Genomic DNA, 15,216 nt, shown 5'->3' on the forward strand with positions numbered 1-15,216 from the left:
TTCTAATGATGAGTGATTTATGAAGACTGTAATTGTAATGGGTGCACAGGGGAAAATGGGCCGGGCGGCAATGTCGGGTATGAGCAAACATCGGATAATTACCGCAAGTCGCTCTGGGGAAGGGTGTGACTATAAAGTCGATATCACTGATCCGGCGTCCATCGTTCAGCTATTCAAAACGGTTGGCAAGTTTGATGCCGTCGTTAATACAGTCGGTGTTTGCGAGTACGCGCCGTTTATGGAGATGACCTCAGAGCAATGGAACACCACCATTGGCAGCAAACTGATAGGTCAGATCAATCTGGTCAAAATAGGCGCTGAGTACATTGCCGACGGCGGATCATTCACCTTGATCTCCGGGATCCTGAACTTGAAACCTATCCCTTGGGCCATCGCAGACGCCACCACCAGCGGTGCCATTGATACCTTCGTCAAATGCGTTGCCAATGAACTGCCAAGAGGCATCCGCATCAACGTGGTTAATCCAACCGTGCTGACCGAGGCGTGGGACGTTTATGGCGAGATGATGCCTGGTTTCCAGCCAGTACCGGGCAGTCTGGTGGGCAAGGCGTTCGAGCGATCAGTAGACGGTTTCATCACCGGTCAGGTGCTGGTGGTCGATGCCTGAAAGTTGCCGCCGTCGAGGCATCAAATGCACTCGGCGGCGGCACGGGTTGTCACTCGGCGATCTGCAACTTGCGCGACTCGGTGTACACGTAACGCACTTTTTCATACTCGAACGGCGAGTTCAGCTGACCGTAGCGGAAGCTGGTCTGGTAGCGTTTGTCGACGCCGCGCAGGACCCAGATTTCCGGGTGGTTGGAGCTGACTTCGGAGACGTTCAGGAAGTTGACTGCCGCCTCGCCGGTGTAATCGACCACCAGGCCCGCGGTATCACGCAGGTTGGAAGGGCCGAGGATTGGCAGCACGAAGTAGGCACCGCTCGGTACGCCGTAGAAACCCAGGGTCTGACCGAAGTCTTCGCTCTGGCGCGGCAGGCCCATGGCGGTGGCCGGGTCCCACAGGCCGGCGACGCCGATGGTGGTGTTGAGCAGCAGGCGCGCGGTGGTTTCCAGCGAGCGATGGCCCTTGAGCTGCAACATGCTGTTGAGCAGGTTCGGCACGTCACCCAGGTTATTGAAGAAGTTGCTCACACCGGTGCGCAGGAAGCTTGGGGTGATGTAGCGATAACCGTCGACCACGGGCAGGAACACCCATTGGTCGAAGCGGTAGTTGAAGTGGTAGACCCGGCGGTTCCACTCTTCCAGCGGATCGTAAACGTTCAACGCATTGAGCGTCGAGCGCTCGAACTCGCGCTGGTCCAGGCCCGGGTTGAATTTGAGTTTGGTCAGCGGTTCCTTGAAGCCGTCGTTGCCGATCACGACCGGCGCGTTGGCTTTGCTGTTGTCGGCATTGGCGACGCCTGCACAGAGTAACGCTGCGATAAGCAGGAGATATTTAGCCACGGAAGAACTCCAGCATGGCGTCGCTGTTGACGCGATAGTTAAGGTTGCCGCAATGGCCGCCCAATGGGTAAACGGTCAAGCGATCGCCGAAGGTCCGGCGCAGAAAGCCCAGGTCGCCAGGGCCGAGGATCACGTCATCGGCGTTGTGCATGACCGAGATTTTCGGGCTGTCGTGCAGGTAATCCTTCAGCGCATACAAACTCACCTGGTCGATCAGTTGCAGCAGGCTGCCGCCGTCGGTGCGGGCGCGCCACATTGGGATGACTTGTTCAGTGATGTAGCAGTCGAAGTCGCATTGCAGCGCACGCTTGAGGAACGGCGTGAGGCTAGTGCCTTCGGTAATCGGGTACTTCGGCGGCGTGATCAGGCCGCGACGGTTGATCAGGTCGGAGGTAAAGGCAATGTCGGCGGCCGAGAAACGGAACGAGGTGCCGATCAGCATGGCCATCTGTTCGTTGGTCAGGTGCTGCTTGGACTGCTGGAAGTCATAGAGCAGGGCATCGTTGAGGTCGATGTAGCCTTTTTGCTGGAAGTAACGGGTCAGTTTGTTCAGCACCAATTCATAGAAAGTGGTGCTGTTGTTGATGCCCTTGACCTCGGTTTGTACCAGCTTGTCGAGGTTAGTGATCGACGTGTAGAGGTTGACCGGCGGGTTTAGCAGCAAGACTTTCTTGAAGTTGAAGCTGCGACGGGTTTCGTCCAGGTGCGCGACGAACGCGGCATCCAGGGCACCCAGGCTGTAGCCGGTCAGGTAGTACTCGGTGACTGGCGTTTTCGGGTTTTGCGCCCGTACGGCCTGCATCACCCGGTACATGTCTTCGGCGTCTTCCTTGGTAATACCGGGCGTGGCGAAACGTGAAGCGGCGCTCATGAAGTCAAAGCTGGTCGGCGATGACAACTGCACGACGTGGTAGCCAGCCTTGTAGTAGAGCTTTTTCAGGTATTCGTTGAGGCTGCTGTCATAGCGCGCGCCGGTGCCGGCGATCAGGAAAATCAGCGGGGCGGCGTGATCCTGGGTCGCAATGCGGTAGGTGAGTTTCTTCACCGGCCAGAAGTTGTCTGGCAGGCTGAATTCACGCTCCGGGCGCAACCGCACGCTGCGGTCTTGCTGATTGATGTCTTCGTTGGCCGGCAACTCCGGGCGCAACTCCGGTGGAGTCGTGGCAATCGTTGCCTCGAACGGGTTGGTCAAGGGGTAGCCATAGCTGGCGGCGTCGATATCGACCGCCAGTGCGGACGCACTCAAAATAAGGCCGCCAAACAGGGCGGCGAAGCGCAAGGAACGGAGCATGACTAGATCCCTTAGAGAAAGGTGCCGAATGAAGTTCGCAGGCTATGACCACGGGGTTTGCGCCAAAGTGCCATGGGTCGGCACCAATCAGGGCTAAATTCGGAGTAATAGTAGCTGGACGATACACTTTGCAGCGATTCGTTGCCCAGTTAACTGTTGTTAACGCTTGTATAAGGCCGCCGGGCGATTAAGCTGGCGGCCGTTTTCGTCTATTGGAGTGCTTCATGTCCCGCCGTCTGCCCGTGATTCTGCTGCTTGTTTTGCTGCCTTTATGGCTGGCCGCCAGTTATGGCGCGCGTTATGGCTTCATGGAGGATGCGCAATGGGTCGGCCTCTGCGTGGACGAGGCGAGCCGCTGGGAATGCCAGGTTCGGTCGAACCTCGGGCTGATGATTCACTTCAAGGTGTTGGGTTGGGGCGCATTGGCCGCAGCAGTGATCGGTTTTGTCGTACCGGGCCGGGCAGGGTGGTGGCTGGCGGTGTTGGCGTTGGTGCTGGGGTTCCCGGCGTTGGCGTTGTACAACACGACGTTGGCAGTGTTTGCGGTGGTGATTGCGGCATTGCGGTTGGTCCGGGCGTCGCGTAGCGCCTGACAGACAGTCTTCGCGGGCAAGCCTCGCTCCTACAGATTTTTGTCGTACACATCATTTGTGAACGGCGTAACACTGTAGGAGCGAGGCTTGCCCGCGAAGAGGCCGGCAGCAGCGCTAAAGATCAGCCTTTACGAACCCGCAAGCAACGCCACAACGCAGCCACCATCAACACACTCACCAGCGCCCAACCCCAGGCCTGCTGGTTCTGCAACCCTTCACGGAACAGCTGCGGCGCAATGCCGGCACCGATGATGAAGGTCAGCAAGGCAATCTCCCGACGCGGCACATTCACCGGACGGCACAGGTACACCAGCGCCGGCAGGATAAACGCGACGCTCGGGAAACTGCGATAACGCGGGTCGAACACCAGTTCCAGCATCATCACCGCCGCCGCAAAGCCTGCGGCTGCCACCAGCCAACCCGCCCGACGTTCCAGCACGTTAAAGGCGCGTTCACGCCAGCCGGTGCGAGCGCTCAACGTCAGCGCGGCATGCGCCAGCACCAGCAGATTCAACGCCGTCAGCAAACCGACCCACAACCATTCACTGGCAAATCGGGTGGTCACCCGCGCCAGATCGCCCCACGCCCCGATCGAGCAGGCCGCCAGTGCGCCCAGCAGCGGCAGCACCAACGCGGCGCGGGTGCTGCGAACCCGACCGCCCAGAAGCAACGTGCCGAGGAAGATCAAGCCACCCACCGCCAGCCATTGCGACCAATAAGGAACGTTCGATACCGGACCGGCCAACACGCCTTTGTCCTGGCGATCGGCATCGAACAGCCCCCAATACCCACCGACCGCACCCTCACTGGCACGTTTCCACGGCTGGTCAAAAGCTTCGATCAGGTTGTAATGCCAGCCTTGCTGCTCGGCCATGGCGACAAAACCACGGATGAACTTGGCCTCGTTGACCCGGCTCGGCAGCGCGGTTTCACGCTGGCGGCCTTCGCTCGGCCAGCCGGTTTCGCCGATCAACACATCCTTGGGCGCAAATTTGTTGCCGAACACCTGGCGCACTTCGGCCACGTGTTGCAGGGCGGCGTCGATGTTCGACGGATCATCTTCCCAGTACGGCAGCAAATGAATGGTCAGGAAATCCACCGCCGGGGCGACTTCCGGGTGTTTGAGCCAAAACTCCCACACGTCGGCATAGGTGACAGGCTGTTTGATCTGGCCTTTGACCTGATTAATCAGCTTCGCCAGCTGTGCGCCAGTGACTTCCTTGCGCAGCAAGGCTTCGTTGCCGACGATCACCGAGGTCACTACGTCCGGGTTGGCGTTGGCGGAGGCAATCAGCAGGTCGACTTCCTTGGCGGTGTCCACCGGATTGCTGTTGACCCAGGCGCCGATCATCAACTTCAAACCGTGCTTGCGCGCCAGGTCGGGCAGGGCCTCGAGGCCGGTCATGGAGTAGGTGCGGATGCATTCGAAGCTTTTGGACAGCAGCGCGAGGTCGGCGTCCATGCGCTCCGGGCGCAACTTGAACGGCTGGTCGAACGGCGATTGGTCCTTGTCGAACGGGGTGTAGGAGGCGCATTGCAACTTGTGCGTGGCGCTGGCGACGTCCGGCAGGATCACCGGTTTACCGAGGCCGTACCAGAAACCACCAAGGGCAAACAGCCCGAGCAGGCAGGCGAAAAGATAAGCCAAAAAAGGAAAGCGTGATGTCGCGGGCATGGTCAGGCCGTCTGGGAGCAAAGGCGCGCATGTTACCTGCATTTGCCCCGGGCTTGGTGGCCTGCATGATTTTGACATGCAAAGTTCGGGCGGATCGGACGGGTTGTTTAGGGCGCTCACGATTAATGGCGTTCTGATGTCGTTTCTCGATGCCTTGAGGTCGCTGGCAGCACAGGTCGCTGATGTCGTGAGGTTGATTATCGAGGCGTCAGTGTTCTCATTGCTAAATCACGCTGACGATCGAACGAGTTTGCGGTGAGGCGTGATGGGGCGCTTCGCACCATAACAATACGTTGACGCCGCTCGGCATCCGTCGGGCGCAGCACTTTCGGGGAAGTAACGATGAAGATGCGACGACTTTTAGGCGCGAGTGCCGCTCTGGTACTTGCGATTGGCTCCACATTCGCCAATGCCGAGAGCAAAACCCTGAGCATCGGTTACGTTGACGGTTGGTCCGACAGCGTTGCGACCACTCACGTGGCCGCCGAAGTGATCAAGCAGAAACTCGGTTATGACGTGAAGCTGCAAGCCGTCGCCACCGGGATCATGTGGCAGGGCGTGGCCACCGGCAAACTCGACGCCATGCTCTCCGCGTGGCTGCCCGTGACCCACGGCGAATACTGGACCAAGAACAAGGATCAGGTCGTCGATTACGGCCCGAACTTCAAGGACGCAAAAATCGGCCTGATCGTGCCGGAATACGTGAAAGCCAAGACCATCGACGATCTGAAAACCGATGACAGCTTCAAGGGCCGCATCGTGGGCATCGACGCCGGTTCGGGCGTGATGCTCAAGACTGATCAGGCGATCAAGGATTACGGCCTGAGCAACTACACCCTCAAGGCCAGTTCTGGCGCCGGCATGATTGCCGAGCTGACCCGCGCCGAGAAGAAAAACGAATCCATCGCCGTCACCGGTTGGGTGCCGCACTGGATGTTCGCGAAGTGGAAGCTGCGCTTCCTCGACGACCCGAAAGGCGTATATGGCGCTGCTGAAACCGTAAACAGCATCGGCAGCAAAGAACTGGCGACCAAAGCACCGGAAGTGGCCAAGTTCCTGAAAAACTTCCAGTGGGCGTCGAAAGACGAAATCGGCGAAGTCATGCTGGCCATCCAGGATGGTGCCAAACCTGAAGCCGCTGCAAAGGATTGGGTGGCTAAACACCCGGACCGCGTTGCCGAATGGACCAAGTGATTTGATCGCAAGCGTCTAGTCAGTACCTCTAAAGGCCCCTTGGCACAACTGCCAAGGGGCCTTTTGCATTCCTGTAGGAGCAAGGCTTGCCCGCGATGGCATCCTGGCGATCGCCATCGCGGGCAAGCCTTGCTCCTACAGGTACAAAGCTAGCTAATTATTTTGTTCCAGAAATTGGCGATTCTGTCATGTCGTTCTAATACTAAGGTCGTCTGGAACCCATCCCGCAGCCGCATAAAGTGGCTACGTTCTAACAATAATCTGTGCTGCGAGGATAAAAACAATGAACGACAGCATTTACCTCTCGATTCAAAACAGCCCGCGCTTCAAGGAGCTGGTCAGAAAGCGAGAAAAGTTCGCCTGGATTCTTTCGGCGATCATGCTTGGGCTCTATTCCGGATTCATCCTTTTGATTGCTTACGGGCCGCATATTCTCGGGGCGAAAATCAGTCCTGAGTCTTCGATTACCTGGGGGATACCGATTGGTGTCGGGCTGATTATTTCGGCCTTTGTCCTGACTGCAATCTATGTACGACGCGCCAATGGCGAATTCGACGACCTGAACAATGCGATTCTCAAGGAGGCTCAGCAATGATCCGGCGTCTAATGGCTCTATTGAGCATCGCAGCCTTTGCACCTGGCGCCTGGGCGGCTGAAGCCCTGACCGGCGAAGTGCACAAACAACCTCTCAATGTTTCCGCGATCCTTATGTTCGTCGCGTTCGTTGGCCTGACCCTGTGCATCACCTACTGGGCCTCCAAGCGCAATAACTCGGCGGCTGACTATTACGCAGCTGGCGGCAAGATCACCGGTTTCCAGAACGGTCTGGCGATTGCTGGCGACTACATGTCTGCGGCGTCCTTCCTGGGTATTTCCGCCCTGGTGTTCACCTCCGGCTATGACGGCCTGATCTACTCGATCGGCTTCCTGGTGGGCTGGCCGATCATCCTGTTCCTGATCGCCGAGCGCCTGCGTAACCTGGGTAAATACACCTTTGCCGACGTGGCGTCCTACCGCCTCGGGCAAACTCAGATCCGCACGCTGTCCGCTTGCGGTTCGCTGGTGGTCGTGGCTTTCTACCTGATCGCGCAAATGGTCGGTGCCGGCAAGCTGATCCAGCTGCTGTTCGGCCTCGACTACTACGTTGCAGTGATCCTGGTCGGTATCCTGATGTGCATGTACGTGTTGTTCGGCGGCATGCTGGCGACCACTTGGGTGCAGATCATCAAGGCCGTGTTGCTGCTGTCCGGTGCCTCGTTCATGGCGCTGATGGTGATGAAGCACGTCAACTTCGACTTCAGCCTGCTGTTCTCCGAGGCGATCAAGGTTCACCCTAAAGGTGAGGCGATCATGAGCCCGGGCGGGCTGGTGAAAGATCCGGTTTCGGCGTTCTCGCTGGGCCTGGCACTGATGTTCGGTACCGCTGGCCTGCCGCACATCCTGATGCGCTTCTTCACCGTGAGTGACGCGAAAGAAGCACGTAAGAGCGTGCTGTATGCCACTGGCTTCATCGGCTACTTCTATATCCTGACTTTCATCATCGGCTTCGGCGCGATCCTGTTGGTCAGCACTAATCCTGCCTTCAAAGATGCTGCTGGCGCGCTGTTGGGCGGTAACAACATGGCGGCGGTGCACCTGGCCAACGCGGTGGGTGGCAGTATTTTCCTGGGCTTCATCTCGGCGGTAGCGTTCGCGACCATTCTGGCGGTTGTGGCGGGTTTGACCCTGGCGGGTGCTACGGCGGTGTCTCACGACCTGTATGCCAGTGTGATCAAGAAGGGCAAGGCCAACGACAAGGATGAGATCCGCGTTTCGAAAATCACCACCATCGCATTGGGTGTGTTGGCGATTGGCTTGGGTATTTTGTTCGAAAGCCAGAACATTGCGTTCATGGTTGGTTTGGCGTTCTCCATCGCGGCGAGCTGTAACTTCCCGGTGCTGTTGCTTTCGATGTATTGGAAGAAGCTGACTACTCGTGGGGCGATGATCGGTGGCTGGTTGGGGTTGATCAGTGCCGTGGGCTTGATGGTGCTTGGGCCGACCATTTGGGTGCAGATTCTGCATCACGAGAAGGCGATCTTCCCGTATGAGTATCCGGCGCTGTTTTCGATGGCGATTGCGTTCATCGGGATTTGGTTTTTCTCGATTACTGATAAGTCTGCTGCGGCTGACAATGAGCGGGCGTTGTTTTTCCCTCAATTTGTGCGTTCGCAGACGGGGTTGGGGGCGAGTGGGGCGGTTTCGCACTAAGGCTTCTGGCTTTTATATATAAGCTGCGTTGAATGGAAATGCCCCGGTCGAGAGATCGGGGTATTTTTTTTGGCTTTGGCTTTGGCTTTGGCTTTGGCTTTGGCTTTGGCTTTGGCTTCGGCTTTTGGACTTTGCTTTTGTAGGAGCGAGGCTTGCCCGCGAAGGCGTCCTTCGGGTTGATCGTATTTTTTGATGGTGTACATATCCGTTTCTGCGGTAACGGCGGCTTAGGGTTTCGCCCTTACGGCGACTCACTTTTTTTTCAAACGCCAAAAAAAAGTAAGCAAAAAAAGGCTCGCCCCGAGCGTCCGGCCCCTCGCTTAGGCTCGGCGTTCCTTCGTTCCGGTATTCATCTGGGGGCATCGCCTACGGTCGGCTTCGCTTCGACCTCCTCTCGATGTGTGCGGCTTCGCCGCACGGCGCTACGCGCCCACCCCCAGATGAACACCTCCACTCAGCCTCCCGAAGGGGCGGGCACAGCAAGATCAAAAGCTGCAGGCGAGCTAACGCTCGGCCTGTTGAGTGGTGAGAAGCGGGTGGTGTGAGCCGCTCCCTGTAGGAGCGAGGCTTGCCCGCGAAGAGGGCCTGGTGGTCGACTCATTTCTTTCTGAGGTACTGATACCTGAGTTGCCGAAGGCTACGATCTTTTGATTCGGGCCCAACCCCGGATATTACTGTGGCTGTGGCTGTGGCTGTGGCTGTGGCTGTGGCTGAGGCTGTGGCTGTGGCTGTGGCTGTGGCTTTTGACGTTGATTTTGATGTTGACCTTGACCTTGACCTTGACCTTGACCTTGACCTTGACCTTGACCTTGACCTTGACCTTGACCTTGATCTCTCGCCCCTTCGGCAGGCCGAGCGTAGGTGTTCATCAGGGGGGTAGGCGCGTAGCGCCGTGCGGCGAAGCCGCACACATCGAGAGGAGGTCGTCGCGAAGCAGACCGTAGGCGATGCCCCCTGATGGGCACCGTAGCGAGGGTACATCGAGCGAAGCGAGGTGCCGTACGCCGGGGCGAAGCCTTTTGGTTCCTTTTTGGCGTTTGAAAAAGGGACTCGCTGTAAGAGCGAAACCGCCAGCCGCCATCACCGCAGCAACGGATATACACCCAACCAAAAAACCAGTCGGCCCACAGGCCGCTGAGACCACAAAGACCGCACAAACAAAAACGGCCCCTATATAAATAGAGGCCGTTCCCGGTACAACTTTAAGACGTTATCGCAAGACAGGTCTTATTTGCGGTCTTCCAGCTTGGTAATGTCACGCGACTCATAGCCAGTGTACAACTGGCGCGGACGGCCAATCTTGTACGGGCTGGAGAGCATCTCTTTCCAGTGGGAGATCCAGCCGACAGTCCGCGCCAAAGCGAAGATCACGGTGAACATGCTGGTCGGAATGCCGATCGCCTTGAGGATAATCCCCGAGTAGAAGTCGACGTTCGGATACAGCGAACGCTCGATGAAGTAAGGATCGGTCAGGGCGATCTCTTCCAGGCGCATGGCCAGTTCAAGTTGCGGATCGTTGTTGATCCCCAGTTCCTTCAGTACTTCGTCACAGGTCTGCTTCATGACGGTAGCGCGTGGGTCGCGGTTTTTGTAAACCCGGTGACCGAAGCCCATCAGTTTGAACGGATCGTTCTTGTCCTTGGCCTTGGCGATAAACTTGTCGATGTTCGACACATCGCCAATCTCGTCCAGCATGGTCAGGACAGCTTCGTTCGCGCCGCCGTGGGCAGGGCCCCACAGTGCAGCGATACCGGCGGCGATACAGGCGAACGGGTTGGCACCCGAAGAACCTGCCAGGCGTACGGTCGAAGTCGAAGCGTTTTGCTCGTGGTCGGCATGGAGGATGAAGATCCGGTCCATTGCCTTGGCGAGTACCGGGCTGATCGGTTTGATCTCGCACGGGGTGTTGAACATCATGTGCAGGAAGTTTTCCGCGTACGTCAGGTCGTTGCGCGGGTACATCATGGGTTGACCCATGGAGTACTTGTAAACCATCGCTGCCAGAGTCGGCATCTTGGCAACCAGGCGGATCGCGGAGATTTCGCGATGCTGCGGGTTATTGATGTCGAGGGAGTCGTGGTAGAAGGCCGAGAGGGCGCCGACTACACCGCACATGACGGCCATTGGGTGGGCGTCGCGACGGAAGCCGTTGAAGAAGGTCTTCAACTGCTCGTGGACCATCGTGTGGTTCTTCACGGTGCTGACGAACTGGGCCTTCTGTTCTGCGGTCGGCAATTCGCCGTTGAGCAGCAGATAGCAGGTTTCCAGGTAGTCCGACTTTTCAGCCAGCTGTTCAATCGGGTAGCCGCGGTGCAGCAGGATGCCGTTGTCGCCGTCGATATAGGTGATCTTCGACTCGCAAGAGGCGGTCGACATGAAGCCAGGGTCAAAGGTGAAACGGCCCGTGGCCGTCAGGCCCCGAACATCAATTACATCGGGACCAACGGTGCCGGTTAAAATGGGCAGCTCGACGGGGGCTGCGCCCTCGATGATCAACTGCGCTTTTTTGTCAGCCATGTTGCATCCTATTTATGCTTGAAATCATCAGACAGACCCCCCACGCAGGGCCCGCACCACTATAGTGAGATAAATTCGAATGTCAATTTGCCTAAAGTCTTGCTCCAGAAGGCTTTAACCGGACTTTTTCCTCGAAATTACCTGCCATTTACGCCTTTTATCCGACTTGTGCAATGAGCTATTAGGGGAAGGTGATTGCGTTGTCATTAGTAGCCTAACTGTCTATACTCGGCCTCCGACCGCCAGGGGCTTTTGGGCCTGCTTTGCTGGGGGTCGCACTCCCTGGGTGGTGGGTACCTGACCAGTGCACTCCCCAACAACTTTGCCCTGATTGTTAGGGGCTCTTCAGTGTGAAAAAAAGCCGTGAATAGCCAACGACCTGTAAACCTAGACCTAAGGACCATCAAACTCCCAGTCACTGCTTACACGTCCATTCTTCACCGAATCTCCGGTGTCATTCTCTTTGTCAGCCTGGCCATCATGCTTTATGCATTGGACAAATCGCTGAGCTCAGAAGAAGGCTTCGGTCAGGTGAAAGCGTGTCTGACCAGTCCGCTAGCCAAGCTAGTGATTTGGGGCATCCTGTCCGCCTTGCTGTATCACTTGGTTGCCGGTGTGCGCCACTTGATCATGGACATGGGCATCGGTGAGACGCTTGAAGGCGGCAAACTGGGCTCGAAAATCGTTATCGCCGTTTCCGTGGTGGTAATCGTTCTGGCAGGAGTTTGGATATGGTAACTAACGTCACGAACCTGTCCCGTTCGGGCCTCTATGACTGGATGGCACAACGTGTGTCTGCGGTCGTTCTCGCGGCTTATTTCATTTTCCTGATCGGATACGTCGTTGCCCACCCAGGCATCGGCTACGCCCAATGGCATGAACTGTTCGCAAGCAACTGGATGCGTATCTTCAGTCTCCTGGCCCTCGTTGCCCTCGGCGCTCACGCCTGGGTCGGCATGTGGACCATCGCGACCGACTACCTGACGCCAATGGCGTTCGGCAAGTCCGCCACTGCGATACGTTTCCTCTTCCAGGCAGTATGCGGCGTTGCGATGTTCGCCTACTTCGTCTGGGGTGTGCAGATTCTTTGGGGTATCTGATTCATGTCTACTACAGTTAATACGCTTTCGTTCGACGCCATCATCGTTGGCGGCGGCGGTGCCGGCATGCGCGCTGCCCTGCAGCTGGCACAAGGTGGTCACAAGACTGCCGTGGTAACCAAGGTTTTCCCGACTCGCTCGCACACCGTATCCGCACAGGGTGGCATCACCTGTGCCATCGCGTCCGCTGATCCGAACGATGACTGGCGCTGGCACATGTACGATACCGTCAAGGGTTCCGACTATATCGGTGACCAGGACGCTATCGAATACATGTGTTCCGTAGGCCCGGAAGCGGTTTTCGAGCTCGAGCACATGGGCTTGCCGTTCTCCCGTACCGAACAGGGCCGCATTTATCAGCGTCCGTTCGGCGGTCAGTCGAAAGACTTCGGTAAAGGTGGCCAGGCTGCCCGTACTTGCGCCGCTGCCGACCGTACCGGTCACGCACTGCTGCACACCCTGTACCAGGCCAACCTGAAGGCCGGCACCGTATTCCTCAACGAATACTATGGCGTCGACCTGGTTAAGAACGAAGACGGCGCCTTTGTCGGCATGATCGTCATCTGCATCGAAACCGGCGAAACCTCCTACGTCCGTGCGAACGCTACTGTGTTGGCGACCGGCGGTGCAGGCCGTATCTACTCGTCCACCACCAATGCCCTGATCAACACCGGTGACGGCGTCGGCATGGCTCTGCGTGCTGGCGTGCCGGTACAAGACATTGAAATGTGGCAGTTCCACCCGACCGGCATCGCCGGCGCCGGTGTACTGGTTACAGAAGGTTGCCGCGGTGAAGGCGGTTACCTGATCAACAAGCACGGCGAGCGTTTCATGGAGCGTTATGCTCCGAACGCGAAAGACCTGGCTGGTCGTGACGTAGTTGCTCGCTCGATGGTTAAAGAAATCATCGCCGGCAACGGTTGCGGTCCGGATGGCGACCACGTAATGCTGAAACTCGATCACCTCGGTGAAGAAGTTCTGCACAGCCGTCTGCCAGGCATCATGGAACTGTCCAAAACCTTCGCCCACGTCGATCCAGCCGTGTCGCCGATTCCGGTCGTTCCAACCTGCCACTATATGATGGGCGGCGTGCCGACCAACATTCATGGTCAGGCAATCACCCAGGACGCTGAAGGCGTTGACCAGATCATTCCTGGCCTGTTCGCCGTAGGCGAAGTGGCTTGCGTATCGGTTCACGGTGCCAACCGTCTGGGCGGCAACTCGCTGCTCGACCTGGTGGTATTCGGTCGTGCCGCCGGCCTGTTCCTGGAGCAGACCCTGAAAGAAGGCGTCGACTACGCTCGCCCACGTCAGTCCGACATCGACGCTGCCCTGGCACGCCTCGACGGCCTGAACGCGCGGACCGAAGGCGAAGACGTCGCTACCCTGCGTAAAGAACTGCAAAGCTGCATGCAGAACTACTTCGGTGTGTTCCGTACCGGCGAATACATGCAGAAAGGCATTGCCCAGCTCGCTGACCTGCGTGGCCGTATCGCCAACGTCAAGATCAACGACAAGAGCCAGGCGTTCAACACCGCTCGTATCGAAGCGCTGGAACTGCAAAACCTGCTGGAAGTGGCCGAAGCCACTGCCATCGCTGCAGAAATCCGCAAAGAGTCCCGCGGCGCTCACGCCCGTGAAGACTACGAAGACCGCGACGACGAAAACTGGCTGTGCCACACCCTGTACTTCCCGGGTGACAAGCGCGTAACCAAGCGTGCCGTGAACTTCTCGCCGAAGACTGTTCCGACTTTTGAACCTAAGATTCGGACTTATTAAGGGTGGCTGCCATGTTGAAAGTCAGTGATAATCGCAACAACCCTGAACAGGACGCCGCGCCGTTCATGCAGGAATTCCAGGTCGATACCGGTGGTAAAGACCTGATGGTGCTGGACGTGCTGGCCCTGATCAAAGAGCAGGACGAAGGTTTCTCCTATCGCCGCTCTTGCCGTGAAGGCGTTTGCGGTTCCGACGGCATGAACATCAACGGCAAAAACGGCCTGGCATGCGTCACGCCGCTGTCCGCTGTCGTAAAAGGTAACAAGCTGATCGTTCGTCCTCTGCCAGGTTTGCCGGTTATCCGTGACCTGGTCGTCGATATGAGCATCTTCTACAAGCAATACGAGAAGGTGAAGCCATTCCTGCAGAACGACACGCCGGCTCCGGCCATCGAGCGTCTGCAGTCCCCTGAAGAGCGTGAAAAGCTCGACGGTCTGTACGAGTGCATCCTGTGCGCTTGCTGCTCGACCTCTTGCCCGTCCTTCTGGTGGAACGCGGACTAGTTACTGGGTCCTGCTGCGATGATGCAAGCGTACCGCTTCCTGGCAGACAGCCGTGACACCAAGACTGCCGAGCGTCTGTCTTCGCTGGATGACCCGTTCAGCGTATTCCGCTGCCGCGGGATCATGAACTGCGTCAACGTCTGCCCGAAAGGCCTGAACCCGACTAAGGCCATCGGACACGTACGTAACATGCTGCTGCAAAGCGGCGTGTGATTCAGGCTGTAATTGCAGGACCGCTGTACCCGTAGATGCTACGGCGCAGGCTTCAACCGGCGCCGTAGTTTTAACCTGAGCAGTAGCCCATAAAGCTGCCGCTCGTATTTTGAAGAAATGAGACAAGCAGGGGCATCCGGGCTGGTACCCGGACTATCAGCGTGATCCTAAGTGGCTTGTTTTAGTCGCTGCATTCGGACTTCTGCAAGTTTGCTCGGTGTCGACGCCGGTGGTGTTCCCCTAACCGAGGGTGACCAAGCATGCAAGAAAGCGTGATGCAGCGCATGTGGAACAGCGCCTACCTATCCGGTAGTAACGCTGCCTATGTGGAAGAGCTCTATGAGCTCTACCTGCACGACCCTAACGCTGTGCCAGAAGAGTGGCGCACCTACTTTCAGAAGTTGCCTGCTGACGGCAACACTGCCACCGATGTTTCGCACTCCACAATTCGCGATCATTTCGTCTTGCTGGCAAAGAACCAGCGCCGCGCACAACCGGTTTCCGCCGGCAGCGTGAGCAGTGAGCACGAGAAGAAGCAAGTTGAAGTGCTGCGATTGATCCAGGCCTACCGTATGCGTGGCCACCAGGCAGCCCAGCTTGACCCGCTGGGGCTGTGGCAGCGTCCTGCACCTGCT

Annotated in this window: 13 protein-coding genes and 2 pseudogenes; 10 read left to right on the plus strand and 5 right to left on the minus strand. The window is 57.6% G+C overall.

The window, feature by feature from the left end; genetic code table 11:
• The first annotated feature begins 19 nt into the window (after window positions 1–19).
• Window positions 20–628: a short chain dehydrogenase gene (locus ACIOYV_RS23270; protein WP_401327369.1), complete on the plus strand. Its 609-nt coding sequence runs from the start codon at window positions 20–22 to the stop codon at window positions 626–628.
• Between the two features lie 49 nt (window positions 629–677).
• Here the strand turns inward: ACIOYV_RS23270 and ACIOYV_RS23275 are convergent, their stop codons facing one another.
• Window positions 678–1,466: a VacJ family lipoprotein gene (locus ACIOYV_RS23275; protein ID WP_163909100.1), complete on the minus strand. Its 789-nt coding sequence runs from the start codon at window positions 1,464–1,466 to the stop codon at window positions 678–680.
• Window positions 1,459–2,757, minus strand: a complete 1,299-nt coding sequence (locus ACIOYV_RS23280) for a serine/threonine protein kinase (RefSeq protein WP_054049439.1) — start codon at window positions 2,755–2,757, stop codon at window positions 1,459–1,461. Before ACIOYV_RS23280 ends, ACIOYV_RS23275 begins: the two co-directional genes overlap by 8 nt.
• A gap of 224 nt (window positions 2,758–2,981) precedes the next feature.
• Between ACIOYV_RS23280 and ACIOYV_RS23285 the strand changes: the two genes are divergently transcribed.
• A complete protein-coding gene (locus ACIOYV_RS23285) occupies window positions 2,982–3,350 on the plus strand; it encodes a hypothetical protein (protein WP_163909101.1) in 369 nt (122 codons plus the stop codon).
• A gap of 121 nt (window positions 3,351–3,471) precedes the next feature.
• Here ACIOYV_RS23285 and ACIOYV_RS23290 read toward each other — a convergent pair whose 3' ends face one another.
• A complete protein-coding gene (locus ACIOYV_RS23290; protein WP_401327373.1) occupies window positions 3,472–5,067 on the minus strand; it encodes a beta (1-6) glucans synthase in 1,596 nt (531 codons plus the stop codon).
• A gap of 300 nt (window positions 5,068–5,367) precedes the next feature.
• On the opposite strand from ACIOYV_RS23290, the gene ACIOYV_RS23295 reads away from it, so the two are divergent.
• From ACIOYV_RS23295 to ACIOYV_RS23305, 3 genes are all read left to right on the plus strand, one after another.
• Window positions 5,368–6,219, plus strand: a complete 852-nt coding sequence (locus tag ACIOYV_RS23295) for a glycine betaine ABC transporter substrate-binding protein (protein WP_054049444.1) — start codon at window positions 5,368–5,370, stop codon at window positions 6,217–6,219.
• Window positions 6,220–6,502: 283 nt separating this feature from the next.
• Window positions 6,503–6,814, plus strand: a complete 312-nt coding sequence (locus ACIOYV_RS23300) for a DUF485 domain-containing protein (protein WP_401327375.1) — start codon at window positions 6,503–6,505, stop codon at window positions 6,812–6,814.
• Window positions 6,811–8,469 (plus strand): cation acetate symporter, encoded by a 1,659-nt coding sequence (locus ACIOYV_RS23305; RefSeq protein WP_290027520.1) that lies wholly within the window; start codon window positions 6,811–6,813, stop codon window positions 8,467–8,469. The genes ACIOYV_RS23300 and ACIOYV_RS23305 overlap by 4 nt, the downstream gene beginning before the upstream one ends.
• Here the strand turns inward: ACIOYV_RS23305 and ACIOYV_RS23310 are convergent.
• Together ACIOYV_RS23310 and gltA are read right to left on the minus strand one after the other, a co-directional pair.
• On the minus strand, window positions 8,466–8,672 hold the full coding sequence (locus tag ACIOYV_RS23310; RefSeq protein ID WP_401327377.1) for a hypothetical protein: 207 nt from the start codon (window positions 8,670–8,672) through the stop codon (window positions 8,466–8,468). The two genes, ACIOYV_RS23305 and ACIOYV_RS23310, sit on opposite strands and share 4 nt — an antisense overlap.
• 1,024 nt (window positions 8,673–9,696) lie before the next feature.
• Window positions 9,697–10,986: a citrate synthase gene (gltA, locus tag ACIOYV_RS23315; protein ID WP_003222994.1), complete on the minus strand. Its 1,290-nt coding sequence runs from the start codon at window positions 10,984–10,986 to the stop codon at window positions 9,697–9,699.
• Between the two features lie 363 nt (window positions 10,987–11,349).
• On the opposite strand from gltA, the gene sdhC reads away from it, so the two are divergent.
• The 5 genes and pseudogenes from sdhC to ACIOYV_RS23340 form a co-directional block, all read left to right on the plus strand.
• Window positions 11,350–11,724 carry a succinate dehydrogenase, cytochrome b556 subunit gene (gene sdhC / locus ACIOYV_RS23320; protein WP_054615726.1) on the plus strand — a complete coding sequence of 125 codons (375 nt, stop codon included), beginning with the start codon at window positions 11,350–11,352 and terminating at the stop codon, window positions 11,722–11,724.
• A complete protein-coding gene (sdhD, locus tag ACIOYV_RS23325; protein WP_027922414.1) occupies window positions 11,718–12,086 on the plus strand; it encodes a succinate dehydrogenase, hydrophobic membrane anchor protein in 369 nt (122 codons plus the stop codon). Before sdhC ends, sdhD begins: the two co-directional genes overlap by 7 nt.
• A 3-nt stretch (window positions 12,087–12,089) precedes the next feature.
• Entirely contained in the window at window positions 12,090–13,865 is a 1,776-nt protein-coding gene (sdhA, locus tag ACIOYV_RS23330; RefSeq protein WP_054049455.1) for a succinate dehydrogenase flavoprotein subunit, read from the plus strand.
• An 11-nt stretch (window positions 13,866–13,876) separates the two neighbouring features.
• Window positions 13,877–14,581 (plus strand): annotated as a pseudogene (locus ACIOYV_RS23335) (succinate dehydrogenase iron-sulfur subunit).
• A 260-nt stretch (window positions 14,582–14,841) separates the two neighbouring features.
• Window positions 14,842–15,216: pseudogene (locus ACIOYV_RS23340) on the plus strand (2-oxoglutarate dehydrogenase E1 component); the annotation flags it as partial.

The organism is Pseudomonas sp. NPDC087342 (assembly GCF_044744265.1).
GTDB classification, from domain to species: domain Bacteria; phylum Pseudomonadota; class Gammaproteobacteria; order Pseudomonadales; family Pseudomonadaceae; genus Aquipseudomonas; species Aquipseudomonas nunensis.

Excerpts from the sequence above, each read along its gene's own strand:
- sdhD (WP_027922414.1), top strand. The coding sequence starts at position 11,718 with ATGGTAACTAACGTCACGAACCTGTCCCGTTCGGGCCTCTATGACTGG.
- ACIOYV_RS23300 (WP_401327375.1), top strand. The coding sequence starts at position 6,503 with ATGAACGACAGCATTTACCTCTCGATTCAAAACAGCCCGCGCTTCAAG.
- ACIOYV_RS23280 (WP_054049439.1), bottom strand. The coding sequence starts at position 2,757 with ATGCTCCGTTCCTTGCGCTTCGCCGCCCTGTTTGGCGGCCTTATTTTG.
- ACIOYV_RS23305 (WP_290027520.1), top strand. The coding sequence starts at position 6,811 with ATGATCCGGCGTCTAATGGCTCTATTGAGCATCGCAGCCTTTGCACCT.
- sdhA (WP_054049455.1), top strand. The coding sequence starts at position 12,090 with ATGTCTACTACAGTTAATACGCTTTCGTTCGACGCCATCATCGTTGGC.
- ACIOYV_RS23270 (WP_401327369.1), top strand. The coding sequence starts at position 20 with ATGAAGACTGTAATTGTAATGGGTGCACAGGGGAAAATGGGCCGGGCG.
- ACIOYV_RS23295 (WP_054049444.1), top strand. The coding sequence starts at position 5,368 with ATGAAGATGCGACGACTTTTAGGCGCGAGTGCCGCTCTGGTACTTGCG.
- ACIOYV_RS23285 (WP_163909101.1), top strand. The coding sequence starts at position 2,982 with ATGTCCCGCCGTCTGCCCGTGATTCTGCTGCTTGTTTTGCTGCCTTTA.
- gltA (WP_003222994.1), bottom strand. The coding sequence starts at position 10,986 with ATGGCTGACAAAAAAGCGCAGTTGATCATCGAGGGCGCAGCCCCCGTC.
- ACIOYV_RS23290 (WP_401327373.1), bottom strand. The coding sequence starts at position 5,067 with ATGCAGGTAACATGCGCGCCTTTGCTCCCAGACGGCCTGACCATGCCC.
- ACIOYV_RS23310 (WP_401327377.1), bottom strand. The coding sequence starts at position 8,672 with ATGTACACCATCAAAAAATACGATCAACCCGAAGGACGCCTTCGCGGG.